At 63.9% G+C, this 14358-nt stretch carries 20 protein-coding genes and 1 riboswitch; of the genes, 8 read left to right on the top strand and 12 right to left on the bottom strand.

Annotation, left to right across the window (positions count from 1 at the left end; translation table 11 throughout):
- The first annotated feature begins 280 nt into the window (after nucleotides 1–280).
- Entirely contained in the window at nucleotides 281–469 is a 189-nt protein-coding gene (locus ACVISU_RS38815; RefSeq protein ID WP_456710455.1) for a hypothetical protein, read from the top strand.
- 120 nt (nucleotides 470–589) lie between these two features.
- Here ACVISU_RS38815 and ACVISU_RS38810 read toward each other — a convergent pair whose 3' ends face one another.
- Nucleotides 590–925, bottom strand: coding sequence for a VanZ family protein (locus ACVISU_RS38810; protein WP_050405592.1), 336 nt, complete (start codon nucleotides 923–925; stop codon nucleotides 590–592).
- Nucleotides 926–1369: 444 nt separating this feature from the next.
- On the opposite strand from ACVISU_RS38810, the gene ACVISU_RS38805 reads away from it, so the two are divergent.
- The 3 genes from ACVISU_RS38805 to ACVISU_RS38795 all read left to right on the top strand — a co-directional run bounded on the left by ACVISU_RS38805 (nucleotide 1370) and on the right by ACVISU_RS38795 (nucleotide 3130).
- Nucleotides 1370–1558: a hypothetical protein gene (locus ACVISU_RS38805; protein WP_050405593.1), complete on the top strand. Its 189-nt coding sequence runs from the start codon at nucleotides 1370–1372 to the stop codon at nucleotides 1556–1558.
- Between the two features lie 9 nt (nucleotides 1559–1567).
- Nucleotides 1568–1717, top strand: a complete 150-nt coding sequence (locus ACVISU_RS38800) for a hypothetical protein (protein WP_172803588.1) — start codon at nucleotides 1568–1570, stop codon at nucleotides 1715–1717.
- 558 nt (nucleotides 1718–2275) lie between these two features.
- Complete coding sequence (locus tag ACVISU_RS38795; RefSeq protein WP_456710454.1) at nucleotides 2276–3130, top strand: sterol desaturase family protein; 855 nt, start codon at nucleotides 2276–2278, stop codon at nucleotides 3128–3130.
- Here the strand turns inward: ACVISU_RS38795 and ACVISU_RS38790 are convergent.
- Complete coding sequence (locus ACVISU_RS38790) at nucleotides 3127–4137, bottom strand: helix-turn-helix domain-containing protein (protein WP_456710453.1); 1011 nt, start codon at nucleotides 4135–4137, stop codon at nucleotides 3127–3129. The two genes, ACVISU_RS38795 and ACVISU_RS38790, sit on opposite strands and share 4 nt — an antisense overlap.
- 160 nt (nucleotides 4138–4297) lie before the next feature.
- Here ACVISU_RS38790 and ACVISU_RS38785 point away from each other — a divergent pair, with 160 nt between their 5' ends.
- Nucleotides 4298–5443, top strand: coding sequence for an alkane 1-monooxygenase (locus ACVISU_RS38785; RefSeq protein ID WP_050405597.1), 1146 nt, complete (start codon nucleotides 4298–4300; stop codon nucleotides 5441–5443).
- 30 nt (nucleotides 5444–5473) lie between these two features.
- Here ACVISU_RS38785 and ACVISU_RS38780 read toward each other — a convergent pair whose 3' ends face one another.
- From ACVISU_RS38780 to ACVISU_RS38755, 6 genes are all read right to left on the bottom strand, one after another.
- On the bottom strand, nucleotides 5474–6193 hold the full coding sequence (locus ACVISU_RS38780) for a hypothetical protein (protein WP_456710452.1): 720 nt from the start codon (nucleotides 6191–6193) through the stop codon (nucleotides 5474–5476).
- Between the two features lie 243 nt (nucleotides 6194–6436).
- Nucleotides 6437–6808, bottom strand: a complete 372-nt coding sequence (locus ACVISU_RS38775) for a hypothetical protein (protein WP_456710451.1) — start codon at nucleotides 6806–6808, stop codon at nucleotides 6437–6439.
- Nucleotides 6809–6939: 131 nt separating this feature from the next.
- Nucleotides 6940–7233, bottom strand: a complete 294-nt coding sequence (locus tag ACVISU_RS38770; protein ID WP_050405601.1) for a hypothetical protein — start codon at nucleotides 7231–7233, stop codon at nucleotides 6940–6942.
- Between the two features lie 202 nt (nucleotides 7234–7435).
- Complete coding sequence (locus ACVISU_RS38765) at nucleotides 7436–7900, bottom strand: zinc-ribbon domain containing protein (RefSeq protein WP_456710450.1); 465 nt, start codon at nucleotides 7898–7900, stop codon at nucleotides 7436–7438.
- Entirely contained in the window at nucleotides 7897–8127 is a 231-nt protein-coding gene (locus tag ACVISU_RS38760) for a hypothetical protein (RefSeq protein WP_456710449.1), read from the bottom strand. The genes ACVISU_RS38765 and ACVISU_RS38760 overlap by 4 nt, the downstream gene beginning before the upstream one ends.
- A 129-nt stretch (nucleotides 8128–8256) precedes the next feature.
- Nucleotides 8257–9120: a bifunctional 5,10-methylenetetrahydrofolate dehydrogenase/5,10-methenyltetrahydrofolate cyclohydrolase gene (locus tag ACVISU_RS38755; protein ID WP_456710448.1), complete on the bottom strand. Its 864-nt coding sequence runs from the start codon at nucleotides 9118–9120 to the stop codon at nucleotides 8257–8259.
- Between the two features lie 15 nt (nucleotides 9121–9135).
- Nucleotides 9136–9215, bottom strand: a riboswitch (ZMP/ZTP riboswitch).
- 217 nt (nucleotides 9216–9432) lie between these two features.
- Between ACVISU_RS38755 and ACVISU_RS38750 the strand changes: the two genes are divergently transcribed.
- A complete protein-coding gene (locus tag ACVISU_RS38750; RefSeq protein WP_456710447.1) occupies nucleotides 9433–9846 on the top strand; it encodes a hypothetical protein in 414 nt (137 codons plus the stop codon).
- A 120-nt stretch (nucleotides 9847–9966) separates the two neighbouring features.
- Here the strand turns inward: ACVISU_RS38750 and ACVISU_RS38745 are convergent, their stop codons facing one another.
- Entirely contained in the window at nucleotides 9967–10497 is a 531-nt protein-coding gene (locus ACVISU_RS38745) for a hypothetical protein (protein ID WP_456710446.1), read from the bottom strand.
- Nucleotides 10498–10713: 216 nt separating this feature from the next.
- Nucleotides 10714–11322 (bottom strand): hypothetical protein, encoded by a 609-nt coding sequence (locus ACVISU_RS38740; RefSeq protein ID WP_050405606.1) that lies wholly within the window; start codon nucleotides 11320–11322, stop codon nucleotides 10714–10716.
- A 263-nt stretch (nucleotides 11323–11585) separates the two neighbouring features.
- Here ACVISU_RS38740 and ACVISU_RS38735 point away from each other — a divergent pair, with 263 nt between their 5' ends.
- A complete protein-coding gene (locus ACVISU_RS38735) occupies nucleotides 11586–11969 on the top strand; it encodes a VOC family protein (protein ID WP_050405620.1) in 384 nt (127 codons plus the stop codon).
- Between the two features lie 14 nt (nucleotides 11970–11983).
- Here ACVISU_RS38735 and ACVISU_RS38730 read toward each other — a convergent pair whose 3' ends face one another.
- Nucleotides 11984–12415: a hypothetical protein gene (locus ACVISU_RS38730; protein ID WP_456710445.1), complete on the bottom strand. Its 432-nt coding sequence runs from the start codon at nucleotides 12413–12415 to the stop codon at nucleotides 11984–11986.
- 235 nt (nucleotides 12416–12650) lie between these two features.
- On the opposite strand from ACVISU_RS38730, the gene ACVISU_RS38725 reads away from it, so the two are divergent.
- The gene (locus ACVISU_RS38725) at nucleotides 12651–13001 is read left to right on the top strand and encodes a GrlR family regulatory protein (RefSeq protein WP_456710444.1); all 351 of its coding nucleotides are present in this window, start codon (nucleotides 12651–12653) and stop codon (nucleotides 12999–13001) included.
- 145 nt (nucleotides 13002–13146) lie between these two features.
- Here the strand turns inward: ACVISU_RS38725 and ACVISU_RS38720 are convergent, their stop codons facing one another.
- Nucleotides 13147–14232: an SMP-30/gluconolactonase/LRE family protein gene (locus ACVISU_RS38720; RefSeq protein ID WP_050405608.1), complete on the bottom strand. Its 1086-nt coding sequence runs from the start codon at nucleotides 14230–14232 to the stop codon at nucleotides 13147–13149.
- Nucleotides 14233–14358 lie beyond the last annotated feature (126 nt).

The following is a 14358-nucleotide window of genomic DNA, read 5'->3' as shown; positions in this document are numbered from 1 at the left end:
GGGCGACAGGTCACAGAAGTGTGTCGCGCTCGCAACGTCACAACAGTTCCCTGTGTGGATAGGCCTGTTTGGACTTCACTGCGTAGCGCATTTGCCCTCTACTCATATCGGACCTTCGGCGGCGATTTTATTGCCAAGACGTTCATTTGAAATCCGGGTCCAGGAGGCCGCTGTTCAGCGGCCGGCGGCCTCTTTCGTTATTTGAAATTCATCGATTTGCAATGACATCTTCCGACGCCGAGTTGCGTCAATCGGACTGCCATTAAGTCGTGGGGACAAAATGATTGAAGAACGCAAACCTTACGTGGCATTTGGCGTAGATCCTGCCGGCGTCGCCCGCGCAACGTATGAACTTCGTTGCAGTGACGACGAAGAGGCAAAGCGCCGAGCTGAGGGTTTTTTGGACGAGCACGAATTCGTCGAGCTGTGGATCGACTACAAAAGGATCGCTCGCCTGCAGCGAAGCTAGCACTATGACAACGCCGCACGGAGACCGTCAGCGTCCGACTGTCGTGCTCGCTTCAGCATGGCGACCTTTCTCGCCCTCTCGAGAAGCTGCTTGCCCGTTCGCGAAATTCAACGGTTGAAGTCACCGGCCGGACTGGTTGCGCAGAACGAGCAGCATTAGTAGCTGGCCCGCTCCGATTCCGGCGAGGCCTCCCGCGACCTTGAAGATTGCGTCGGCCAGGTGGCCGTGCCGGTCAGGAGTCAGCAATTGCATTGCTTCTAGCGTGAACGCACTGAAAACGACCAAGAGCACGACCAGCGTGGCGCGCCGGGGATAGCCTACCATAAAGGCCAATGCCATCACCGCGAACGCGGCGAAATGCTCGACGTGCGGATCAGCAACAAACGAGGGCCGGTCCCGGATCGGAGACAGCGTGGCAAACGCAATAGAGGCCAGCGCTAGCCAGCCAATGACCATTCCGAACGCCCTGATCCTTGATGCAAGCAAGCAACGGTTTCCAAGTCGTGGTGCCCTGGATGCACCGTCGCTGAATTAGCCCATCGCGCGCGTGCGCGACAGGAGGGATCGGCGCGAACCGGGGTGGCCCACAAGGACTAATCCCGATGGTGCCTCCCGTACAGCCGCCGTAAGTCGAAATTCCAACTTCGCGGCGCGCCGCAAGCGCTACGATGAACAACGAGGGGGCGGCACCTCACCTTGAAAGGCAGCGAGGCCGTTATGGAGCGCTTATACCTGGGCATCACCGTTACCAGCACATACGTCTTGGTCACGATTGCGCTGATGGCGGCTTTCATGCACTGACCGGCAGATAGGGCTGGCGCGATTGGTCTGCGGCGAGCCACAACAACTTTCACCCTCACGCGCGACTATCGACGAGAGCCAGGATCCCTACTCTCTGGCATGTTCACTCCCCGAAAGCCGATCGAAGTTCCGCCGGAGGTCGCCCGCCAGTTCGCGGCCGACATGCAGGCCTACCACTTCGCGCAGGACGACATCCAACGAAACCGGATCACAGTTGGCAGCCGACATGCGCTGCCGCAGCCCACTGCCGGCACCGAGTTGCGGTTGAGCTCGGTCAGACTTTCTTGAGTTGATGCGATGAAAACTGTCTGGATCTACATGGACGCAGCGAAAAAGGTCGGCGACGAGAACCACATCAAGGTCTTCGCAACAATCGAGGTCGCTGAAGAATGGCTAGAGGAAAACGACCCTGAGGGCGTTGCATTTGAGTACGATGTCCTGGAGTAACCATAACAATGGACGTTTTGCTGTCATTGCAATTGCCGCATTGGCTCATGATCGCCGGAGCACTGTTAGTGGTCGTCGGCTGCATGGGACTTCTGATCCGCCGCAAGCATCTGGCGGAGTCTGGGGCGAGCCACACAAAAGAGCCGAGACCCCTTGCACGTCCCCAAACTGGGGCACCTGCCGATCGAGATCTGGCCTAGCGCCAAGGGCCAGCCAAGGGTGGCGCTGTTGCCGCCATTCGTAAGCGCAAACGTCCATACGGCCTGATCCGCTGGCAGGTCTCTTCCGTCCGACATCCACGCGGGCTGCAAGCGCCGCACCAGGTTGTTTGAGCGCAAGATTGACGCCGAGGCGTGGCTCGTCGACACCGCCATGGTCTAGCGCGCAGGCCATCTCCCCGGCCGCGCAGATCCGCGATGTTGGACCTGGCTGGTTTCCTGCCGCCACCGGCAAACTGGAATCGGCCGCTTAACGCTTCCTGGGCTTGGGCTTTCCTTCCTATTGACGCTGTTGGGAGCCGAGATGATAGGCTACCGCCATTTCAGGCGGCTATTTTGAATGCGCGATTTATTTGGACTGACTCAGTTTTTGCTGGCGGTTTTGATCTTCGTGCCTCTCGAGCGACTGTTCGCTGCGAGGCCCCAGAAGATTTTCAGGCGTGGCCTGCTGACCGACATGGCCTTCCTGTTCATCAACGCCGGGCTGGTGCTGGCCGGCGTGATCGCGATCATGACGGCAGCCATTCTGGTCAACCAATCGGTCCTGCCTGCGGCAGTGACGCAGACGATCGGCGATCTTCCGTATCTGGTGCAAGTGCCCGTCGTGATCCTGATCGCCGACCTCGGCGTCTACTGGACACACCGCATCCTGCACGTCGTGCCCGCCATGTGGCAGATCCATTCCGTTCATCACGCGGTCGAGGAACTGGATTGGCTCGCCGCTATACACCAGCACCCGCTCGACGTGATGTTCATGAAGGCCGGCGCGTTGTTTCCGCTTTATGCGCTCGGCTTCTCCACGGAAGCGATCGGGACTTACCTGCTCGTCTACTACTGGCAAGCCTGGCTGGTTCACGCCAATGTCCGCCTGAACTATGGACCTCTGCGCCACGTCCTGGTGTCGCCGGAATTTCATCACTGGCACCACAGCAGCGAGACCGCAGCCAGAGACAAGAACTTCGCCGGGATGTTCTCGTTCTACGATGTGCTGTTCGGGAGCGCCTACCTTCCGAAGGGGCAGGATCCGAAGGCATTCGGCGTCGATCATCCAATGCCCTCCGGCTATCTGGCGCTGCTGGCCTACCCGTTTGTCGCGTGGACCGCGAAGCGCAAGCGCGACGATCCGTCAGAGGTACAACCGATGTCGAAGGGTGGAGAGCCTGCACATCCGCGCCAGAGCGCGCCGCTGAGCTAACCGCGCAAACTCTTCTCGCCGAACCAGCGCCGGCACGCGCGGCTGAAGCTCGTCGCGTCGGTATAGCCGAGCGCGGCCGCCATCTCGTCGCGCGACTGAGTATCGGCCGCGAGCATTGTCCGGGCGCGCTCGCGCAGCACGCCGTCGAGCAACGGTCGGAAGGCGCAGCCGGCCTCCGCCAGCCGCCGCACCAGCGTCCGCCGCGAGGTGCCGACGAGGCGCGCGGCCTCCTCCTCGCCGAGCCGCTGCGGCAGCCGCGCCGCAATCAGGCTCTCGACCGTCCGCGCCAGCGCCGCGGTGTCCGAGCGCGGCTTCTCGATCTCCTCGAGCGCTTCGATCGCCTTGGCGTGCAGTTCAGGATCGGCGAACGGCGAAGGCCGTGCGCATAGCTTCTTCGGCACGTCGAAGATGAAGGCGGGCGCGTTGAACTTCACGGCGCAGGAATAATGCTGCATCAGCCGCTCCGCGCCCGCGGGCGGCGGCCAGGGAAACTGCAAGGTCGCCTGGTCGATCGCATCCTCGAGCAGCTGCGCGTAGACCGCGTGCACGTTGAGGCTGACCGCCAGCGCCACGGCGCGCCACAACGCGCCGTCCATGGCGACCGCAGGAGAGATTTCAATCTGGATGGAGCGCGGCGTCGTGCGCAGCTGGTTGCGGATGAAGGGCGCGCGGGTCGACCCGAAGCGCGCGCCGGTGCTGAGCGCATCCGCGATGGTCGGCGCCGTCCTGGTCGCGACGTCGAGCGCCCCCTGCAGTGATGTCGACCAGACCGCCGCGGCCGACAGCGGCCACAACTCGCCATGCCGGCGGGTGATGTTGGCGGCCAGGATCACCAGCGACGACACCGGCATATGCGCGCCGGGCTGCTCGAGCACATCCTGCTCGATTGCGGTACCCTTCAGCAGTTCGTCGCGCTCGCCGCGCGTCTTGCCGAACGCACGCGCCAGCGCCCGCGCATAGGCCACGGACACCGGCGTGCGAAGGGCATCAGCCTCCGTTCCCTGCATTGCCTTGGCGGCCTCCCTCACGAACGTCCAGCCGAACAGGCCTGGCGCAAAATGCCACAAAATTGGCCTGTTGGGAACTGGCGGCGCAGGCCCGCCTCGCTGCATCCTCAGCGGAAACAACGGCGAATGCCGCGTCGACAAGAGAGCTGGAGGGAATGCGATGATCTTTACGGGCACCAATGCCGCTGGCGAAACCATCACCTACCGGGACGGCAAGCGCTATCTGTGGATGCTCTCATTCATCCCGCCGCTGATCCCGCTGTTGTCCTACTGGCTCTTCCTGCGGACACACAATCCGCTGGTGACGCTGATTCCATTCGTCTTCATCTTCATCCTGATCCCGTTGCTCGATGTCTTGATCGGCGAGGACACGCACAATCCGCCGGCGGAAGTGGTCGCCGCGATGGAGGCCGATCCTTACTATCTGCGGCTGGCGCGCATCACCGTGGTATTTCCTTGGATCAACTACGTCGCCCTGATCGCCTTCTTCGGCACGCAGGAGCTGCCGTGGTGGTCCTATGTCGCCTTATTGCTCGGCGTCGGCACCATCAATGGCGGCGCGCTGCTGATCGGGCACGAGCTCGGCCACAAGGCTGACCGGCTCAACATCTTGTTCGGCATGCTCGCCAACTGCGCGGTCGGTTACGCCCATTTCCGTGTCGAGCACAATCGCGGCCATCACACCTGGGTCGCGACGCCGGAAGATCCCGCCAGCGCGCGGTTCGGTGAATCGATCTATGCATTCGCTACCCGCGAGCTGCCGGGCGCCTTCAAGCGCGGTTGGCGCAACGAGGCCGAACGGCTGACCCGGCGCGGCGAGCCGGTCTGGTCGGTCAATAACGAGATCCTGCAAGGCTTTGCGCTGACGCTCGTCGTCGCGGCCATCCTGATTGCGCTGTTCGGCTGGAAGGTCGCGCCGTTCATCGTCGCGCACCATTTCCTCGGCTGGTACGCGCTGACCCAGGCTAATTATGTCGAGCACTACGGGCTGCTGCGCGAGAAGCTGCCGAACGGCCGCTACCAGGCGGTCGAGCCGCGCCACTCCTGGAACACCAACCACATCGTCTCGAACCTGATGACGTTCCATTTGCAACGTCATTCCGACCACCACGCCAACCCGATGCGCCCCTACCAGTCGCTGCGCGATTTCGACGATATCCCGCGACTGCCGAACGGCTACACCGGCATGTTCGGCCTGGCTGCGATCCCACCGCTCTGGTTCCGCGTGATGGACCCGAAGACGCTGGCCTGGGCCGGTGGCGACAAGGGCAAGCTCAATCTGGGCGAACGACCGGCGAGTTCGTGATCCACTCGCGTTGGTCGGCTGTTGATGGTCCTACGTCTGCATTGAGCGCCGCTTCATGGCGCCGATGCCGAGGAACGAGCCGTTGACCGACGGATATTGGCTGGTGAATTCGAACGTATCGAAGCTCGGCGCTTCGAACTGCTTCAGCGCCGTCCAGAGCAGCGTCGTGTCCGGACAGGCCTGCGAGTGGATATCGTGATGCACGATGATCCTGGCATGTGAGCGCACCATGAGATGGTCGAGCATTGCACCGCGCAGGCTGTGATCCCCGTCGATATAGACGAAGTCGGGCTTCACGCAATCGACATAGGCGCTGACATCAGGCGCATTGGAGTAGGCCTGAAGATAGACCGGTTCGATCTCCGCCCGCGCGCGCAAGAGATCGAAGTAGGTCGTGATGAATGGCGTCGGATCGATCGGATCGAGCGCGACGATGGTCCTGAGCTCCGCGCCGCTGTTCCTCAGCCACTCCGAAACCAGGATGAACATGCCGCCCCAGCGGCAGCCGATTTCCATGAAGGACGAAATGCCGGACGCGTTGCGCGAGAGCCAGGCCAGGTACGGCGCAAGCTGGCTCGGATACTGCCAGAGGTGCAGACCCTTGCCGAAGCTCGCCGACAGTTCCGACGGCTGCTCGCGAAGCGACTCGTCGTTGAGACCGAGCGCTGGGATGAACTCCCGCTCGAGGAAATCCACGTCGGCGCGCTGAGCTGCACTCAGTCCGGCGATCGCGACGACGGCCTCACTCACGGTATCCGAAAGGGCGGCGAAACGCTGGTATCGGTCGGCTTGAGATCGCGAATATGTTGAGCATTGGCACCATCGGATCGGACGGGAGGGCACGCGCAGACGTTTTTTGTCCTGATGGTTGAACGCGGCGCACGTCCGTCTCGGGCGCAGAATCTGGCATCCGCCCCAGATATTCCGCCTCGCCTCCGGGAAACGCGCCTGGCACCAATGCGAATCGCGCCGGCGAGTTGCCACCCAGCGCCTTCAGCCGCTCGGTATCTTCCGCCGCACCGCCTCGACGCCCGCCTCGGTGACGCGATATCTGCGCCCCATCTCCGGGACGATCCAGCCCTTCTCGATCATTCCGGCAATGGTGCTCGGACCGACGCCTGCGGGAAACGAACGGCGCGTTCGGATCGCGTCGATCGCGACCCTTTCGAGATGGGTGGCGACATGCGAGGGGCGCGCGCGAAACGCCTTGGCCATGATGAGGATCGACAGCACTTCGGCGCGCCGGCGCACCGCCGACGCGCTGCGGGTCAGTTCGTTGCTGATCTCGAGCGCGTTCTTGCCGGCCCTGGCGAGGTCTCTGAGCTTCTCGTCCTCGTCAGAGCTCCAGCGTCGCACGATCCCCATCTGCCCCTCACCGCCTGGGTACCCATCTCGAACCGATGCATACGCAGACGGTGCTGATTTGCCATGTGACTTTCGGCACCCTCTTGATGTGACGTTGGAGACTGTCACCATCAAGAAGCACGATGCCGCACTCAGTGCCTGCTGGGTTCAAGCGTGATGAGCACGCCGGTCGGCTCGGGTTCGTGCGGCCGCAGCGACGTCAGCTCCGGATCGCTCCACTCGGCAAGGCTCACCACCTCGCCGGTCTGCCCAGGCATGTCGGAACTCTGGGCGGGTTCGAGCACCTTGAGGCCACTGGTGTCGACGAAGAATGTGTGCTCGCCGAACACGCTGTTCAGTTGCGCCACCGCCGGATGATCATCCGGAAGCACCTGCGCGTTCAGCTGCGTCATGGTCTGTTTGACTTGCGTAGCATTAAGCTTCATCCGCTGCTCCTTCTTGTTGGTTCCGGCCGCCTGGTATCCTTGGCTGGTTCCTCCCCCGCCCGCACCCTTCACCGGGGCTTCGAAGTCTCGAACCGATCAGGCCATCAAACGTTCCGCACCCGCAACGCATTGACCGCGGTGTGCACGGGGTTCCCGATCGATCGATGCATGAGGCATGGCGCCGCGTCACGCCGACCGCCACTCATGTGGCGGAAGGCTTCTTCCTCGCGAGCCCTTCCAGATGCACGCGGCGCGCGGCGGACTTGCGTGTGCGCTCCCTGGTGCGGCAGGCCCGGCAGCGCACGGCCTTGGTGAACACGTCGCCCTTGGCAGTCTCGTACCACCACTTCTGCTGCAACGGCGTCCAGACCTCGGCCACACCGCAGTCCTTGCAAACAAAGGGCTCGGGTCGATAAGTGCCGCGTTCGACGAAATCGGGGATCGAATAGCTGTTCGAGGGCGCAAGCGCGCTCGTCACGACGGCAACCTCAGCGCGCGCCAGCGCAATCCCGTAGTCGCGCAGGCGACGGTGTTCAGCGGCTTTTTGCGCCTGCAGGCGGAGCCATTCGTCGGCATTGCGCCGCTTCGCATCGATCTCCCCACGCTTCTGCCTGTTGCCTTTCACGTCCGCACACCGCATCGCACGTCGAACCAAATGCCCGGTCAACCAGGCCCGCCCGGCCGCATCAAAGATGCGCTGCAGTTCGGCCGCTGGCTTGCCACAGTAGCCGCAGCATTGCTGGGCGGCCAGATCATTCCAGGCGAAGCTAGGTGCGCCCCTGTTCCGCCGGTCGCATGTGGATCAGAGCGTCGAGCGGCGAACTCCAGGATCTCAGCCTCGCCGATCGTATAGCTGCCGAGCTGGAATGTCTGGCCTTCGGTGAGATTTTCCATCGCGCGCCTCCGTCTGTTGCACGACGATAGACCAACGCTGCGGGCTTTCCACGACCTCTGAAGTCGTAACTTCACGCGCAGCGGACGCGAGCGGCACCAGCTGCGCGCGCCTCGCCTGAGCAAGCAGCGCTACTGCAGCCGCGCCGCCCTCGCCTTGGCGGCCTTCACCGTGTTCTCCATCAGGCAGGCGATGGTCATCGGGCCGACGCCGCGCGGCACCGGCGTGATCGCTCCGGCGACCTGCACCGCCTCGTCGAAGGAGACGTCGCCGCACACCGCGTAGCCGCCGTCCGGCTTCGCAACGCGCGTAGTGCCGACGTCGATGACGATGGATTGCGGCTTGATCCAGTCACCACGCACGAGACCCGCCTTCCCCACCGCGCTGACCAGGATATCGGCCTGACGGCAAATCTTGCTGATGCCGCGGGTGTGGATGTGGGTCTGCGTCACGGTCGCCCGCTCCTGCAGCAGCAGCGCGGCCATTGGCTTGCTGACGATGTTGGAGCTGCCGATCACCACGGCATGAGCGCCGGCGAGATCGGGCCGGATCGATTTGATCAGGCGGAGACAGCCGAGCGGCGTGCACGGCACCAGCGCATCGTTGCCGTGAAACAGCCGGCCCGCGTTCAGCGCGTGCAGGCCATCGACATCCTTCGCGGGATCGACCGCCGCCATCACGCGCAAGGCGTCGATATGCGCCGGCAGCGGCAGCTGGATCAGGATGCCGTCGACATCGTCGCGTGCGTTGAGCGCGTCGATCCTGGCCAGCAGATCGGCCTCGCTGGCTTCATCCGGCAGGCGTTCGACCTCGCCGCGCAGGCCAAGCCGCTCGGCCATCCTGACCTTGCTTTGCACGTAGATCTGGCTCGCCGGGTCACAGCCAACCAGCACGACGGCGAGCCCGGGCGCGCGGGGCAGCCGGTCCAGTTCGCTCGCAACCTTGTCGATGACAATTTGGGCATGTGCATGCCCGTCAAGAATGTTCGCCGTCATGGCACCTCCGTTTCGAAGCGGTGCCCAGGCGCGCGGCGTTCAGTCTCTGCGCTCCCCGATGGTGGTCCATCCAAGCGCCAGTCGCGCAGATGGCGGCGTCATAGCCGCCCGGCCCGGCAAACGCAAATGACGCTCGCTTGCGGCCCAACCGGCGACGAATTGCCCCTTTTTTTGCCGGTGGATCGGTGCCGGGCGGGCCTCTACCGGGGGTAGGATTCGGACAAAACTTGCGATAAGTGTCGGCGCTTGCCGGGCTTTTCCGATCCCCGGCGCCATCCTTCCGGTCATCACGCCACTTCGGATATTTTCACCATGAGATATATCATCCTCGCGCTGGCGCTCTTCTGCCCGGCTGCCGCGCTTGCCCAAGGCACCACTCCGGTCACCACGCCACCCCCAGCCGCCGACGGGCCTGCGGCGACCCCGCAGCCGATGGTGGGCGACAAGCCGCTGGTCCAGGTCGGCAAGAAATCGGCGGTCAAGAAGGGCGAGAAGGCTGCACCCGGCAAGCCGCAATCGGTCGCGCAGAAGCTCCAGGCCTGCCAGGACATCGACGACGCCACCAAGGAGCGGCTGATGTGCTACGACGAGATCTTCAAGCCGCAGCCCAAGCCGAAGGCCGCCCCTGCCAAGGGCGTCGCCGAATGCCGGTTCGTCAAGGAAGAGGACGAGCGGCTGACCTGCTACAATGGCTTCGCCGACAAGATTCCGCGCCTGCCGCGCTAGCCACTTCAGGCCACCCAAGCGCCAGTCCGCAATTGGTGGCCGCTTGGTGTGGCGGACATGAAAACGCCGCCGCAAGTGTTTGCGGCGGCGTATTCATTGCCGGTTGCGGCGTGTCCTTGCTTACCAGGTTCCGAACCCGCCAAAGAAGCCCATCCGCGGCTGCTGCTGCGCGACGCGGTAAGGCTGGTACATGCCGGGCTGGGCCAGCCGCATCGGCTGCTGGGGATGGGCGTGGTAGCGCGCGACCTTGCGCTTCTTCGGTGCCTGAGCTTGAGCCGGCTGCTCGGCCAGCTTCGCCTCGGCCACGACCGCGCCCTTCTGCGCGTCAGCCTTCTCCGGCGGAATGAACTGGGCGAACGTGTTGCGAACGCGGGCCTGCGCCGAGGCATCGCCGGCGGCCGGCGGGGTCGCCGCGGCGACTGCGTTCACCTGCGCAGGAACGATGGTCGGCAGGCTGGTGTCGTACACCACCCGCTCGGGCAGTTTCTGGCTCGACTTGATGCGTACCATGGTCTTGTTGTCGACGCCGGGCGACGACAGGCCCTGGTTCTGGCCGGCGACCACGGCCTCCTGCGGCACGATGGCATTGACGACGAAGAGCAGCGCAAGCAGCACGCCACCAACGAACAGGAAATAACGCGCCACAGGCATTTTGGGTGCTCCCCCCGCGCCACGGCGCGGCTCAACTCGACGCGATGACGTCGGTCATCGCGCAACGAACTCATCGTCTGCGCATGATCACCCGGACGGTCGCCATCCAGCGCTTCCGGATCGTTCTCTAACGGTCGGCCTATTAGTTAGTTCCTGCCCGGCCGTTACGGTTCACCCGGCAATTCAATTCCCGGTCACTTTTTCGGGATACGTGGTTTAGACCCGGCTGGCGGTCACGACCGAGCATTTCGCCTTGTTTGCGTTAACGTTGACGAACCCGATCAACATCCGCGGGTAGGTCTTGCGGCTCTTCATGGCGATGGTGTCCGGGATCAACCGCTTGCGTTCGGTCACGGGGCTGCCGTCGCTACGGATGAAGGCGCAGGCGATCTCGATATCCTTCACCGCGAAATCGTTGGCATTGCGCAGTGTCAGGGTAACGAGCACCTTGGAACCCAGCCCGCCGCGCTGCCAGGACTGCGAGGCGATCCGCAGCCGATCCAGCGGCGATCTTTCGCCGGGCTCGGGCCGCCTCGCCTCCTCTGCGGTCGACGGAGTGATCGCCGCCCCGACCGTGGCCGGCTCATCTCCCGCGATATCCTTTGCGGCCTGTGGCGCCCGGGTCGATGCATCCTGCGCGCTGCGAACCACGGTGGAAGACACCGGCCAGACATCCTGGTCTCCGGCATCACTCGGCTCCGGGAGCATGAACCAGGCCGCAATCCCAGCGACCGCGATTACCGACAGCAGCAGGCTCGCGTAGAAGCCGCCCTCACCAAGACGTCCGGCGGCAAACCTTCGAAACGACGCCAGGCCGATCCGCATCGTCGTGCCCTCACCCTCGCCCGATCAAGCCGCCACCCCGCTGCGGTCACCGCGAGCATCGCTTCATGCGGCATCCCGGGACGGCCGCAGGTCGAGCGGCCACGCGAGAACAATCACCGGCGGCCGGAATGGTTTCATTCCGGGACGACAATCTTGCAACAGGCTGGACGGGATGGCATCACGGTCGGCCGCTCGCTACATTCGCGCCGCCCAAGAGCGAGTGCCGCGCACCCAAGTGGCGCGAGAATAACAAGGAGACCGCAATGCCCGTCGTCACCTGGGACCACGTCCATCTGCGCAGCCCCGATCCGGAGGCCACCGCGACCTGGCTGCGCGACATTCTCGGCGGCGAGATCATCCGCGGCCCCGGCCGCATCGACGTCCAGCTCGGCGGCGCCAAGGTGTTCATCGCCGAGGTGTCGCAAGGCGACGGCGTCAACGCCCCGCCGGTGACGCCGTATCAGGGGCTCGATCATTTCGGGCTGACCGTGAAGGACATCGACGCGGTCGCTGCCGAGATCAAGGCCAAGGGTGTCGAGTTCACCAAGGAACCGACCACGATCCGCCCCGGTGTGCGGATCTGCTTCATCCGCGGGCCGCAGGGCATCTCGATCGAGCTGCTCGAGCGCGACAGGAAATACGCGTGAGCGATCCCGGTCCGCTACGTCATGCTGCCGGGCATGAAGCAGCGGATCGTTACGCCCATGTAGCTCTTGATCGGCCAGACCATGGCGCGGCCGACCCGGTTGGGCTCGGTGACTACGGCCTCGTCGGGGACGTCGACCCAGACTCCGTCGAGACGCACGCGGTAGTGTCCGTCCTTCGATTCCCAATCGACGTCGCTAACCGCGCTGCCGTCGGCATCCGAGCAGCATGGCCCCTTGCCGCTGCGCAAACCGTCGAACCATTCCTTGAGTGGCGAATTGGCGTAGCGGCCATCGGGATCGCGCGCCCGCGCGATTTGCACGGCCGCGGCCAGCACCAGCATCATCAGCCCGAGAGACACCATCACGCGGCCCCCACGACGAGGCCAAGTTCCATTGGCATTGCGAGGGCGCGCCAAACGACGGCCCGATTCAATCCAGTCTGACATGTGTTCGCTCCAGCACTCACCGGCCAGTGCAACCAGAGCTATGCATTTCGCGGGCCAGTTCGATTCGCGCGCACGGTCCGCTGTCATCGCGCCGTCACACCGCCTGGCAGGAACCGAGGGTTCACGTCCGCTCCGGGCCCCGGAATCAACCTGCCTCATTGCACGAGGTTGCTCGCTTTGGCATAAAAAACCAATCCGGATTGCTGCGGGCGCGGCAGCCGGTAAATGGGACGTTATGAAGAACGGGCTGTACTCAATCCACGTCACCCTGCTGGACGGACGCGTCGGCAAGGGCAGCGGAGTGATTCTCTTCCGCGACGGGCAAATTCTCGGCGGCGATGCCTATCTCTATTACACGGGCAGCTACACGGTGAAGGGTAATGCGTTCAAGGGCGAGATCCTTGTGCAGCGCCACACCACGCCACGCGAGACCGACAACCCGCTGTTCGGCGGGCCCGCGCCGGTCGGCATCGGCCTCTCCGGCACCTTCACCGATACCCGCGGCACCATGAGCGGAACCGCGCTGGTCGGCAAGGCAAGCCTGATCTTCGGCGCCACGCTGCACAAGCTCGCGGATATCAATTAGCTTTTCGAGGCTCGCTGCTAGATCCGTAACCCCGGGTCGACGGCCACTAGCGGGGCCCGAGCATCCTCGAGACGCGGCTTCGCCGCGTCTCAGGGTGACGGGAACGGGCTGAGCTTGCAGCTGCTTTCCCTATTCACGATATCTCTCACGTCGCGCCGTGTGCTTCGACATGGAGCGCGTAGATCGAATGGCACGACGCCATGTACAGGCGGTTGTTCTTGGGTCCGCCGAAGGTCAGGTTCTCGCAGCGCTCCGGCAGGCGGATGAAGCCGAGCGGCTTGCCCTGCGGGTCGAACACCATCACGCCGTCGAGATCCTCAGGTCTGCCCTTGAGCTGATAGACCTTGCGGCCGCCGGCCTCGACAGGCTCCGACTGCAGCGCGCCGTTGCTGCCCCAGCCGCACCACAGGTTGCCGTCGCGATCGACGCGGAAGCCGTCGAGCGATCCCTGATCGACGGCGTCGATCAGCTTGGTCTTGTTGGAGACGGTGCCGTCGGCATTGACGTCGTAGCTCCAGATGCTGCGATTCGGCGTGCCCTTCCACTCGACGACGTAGAGCTTCGTCTCATCCGGCGAGAACGCGAGCCCGTTGGGATTGACCAGATCGGTGATCACCGCCGTCAGCTTTCCGTCGGAGCCGATCCTGAACACGTTGGTGTTGTCCTGCTCGCGCTTGGCCTTGAAGCCTTCCCACTCGCCGGCGATGCCGAACACAGGATCGGTGAACCAGATGGTGTCGTCCGACTTCACCACGATGTCGTTCGGCGCGTTGAGGCGCTTGCCCTCGAAGCTGTCGGCCAGCACGGTGATCTTGCCGCTCTTCTCGGTGCGCGTAATCCGCCGCGTCACCGAATGCTCGCAGGTGACGAGCCGCCCCTGCCGATCGCGGGTGTTGCCGTTGGCGAAGTTGGCGGGGCTGCGAAAGACGCTGAGGCTGCCGTCCTTCTCGCGATACTTCATGATGCGGTTGTTGGGGATGTCGCTGAACAGCAGATAACCGCCTTCGGGGAAGTACACAGGCCCCTCCGCCCAGCGCAGGCCGGTCGCGACCTGCTCCAGCGTAGAGCTGTAGAGCCGGTACTTGGCGAACGCCGGATCGAGGATTTCGACAGCCGGATCCGGATAGCGCTGACTGGGCCTGAACGGGAACGACTGCGCCATGGCCCGGCCCGTCGCCGCGCTCGCTAAGCCCACGCCGATGCCGGCCACCAGATTGCGCCGTGAGATCATATCGTCCTCCCTGCCGCTGCCGTCCGTCGATTCCCGGATCCGCTGAGCGAGCCGTAGGGGTCTTGTCGCAGGTGGTCCAATGCCGTTCAGGCATCGGTTGATACTGATCGAATATGGATACTCCGA

The sequence above is a fragment of the Bradyrhizobium sp. USDA 4452 genome (assembly GCF_054063575.1).
Note: the sequence above shows the minus strand (reverse complement) of the source record. Positions and strands in the feature narration are given on the sequence as shown.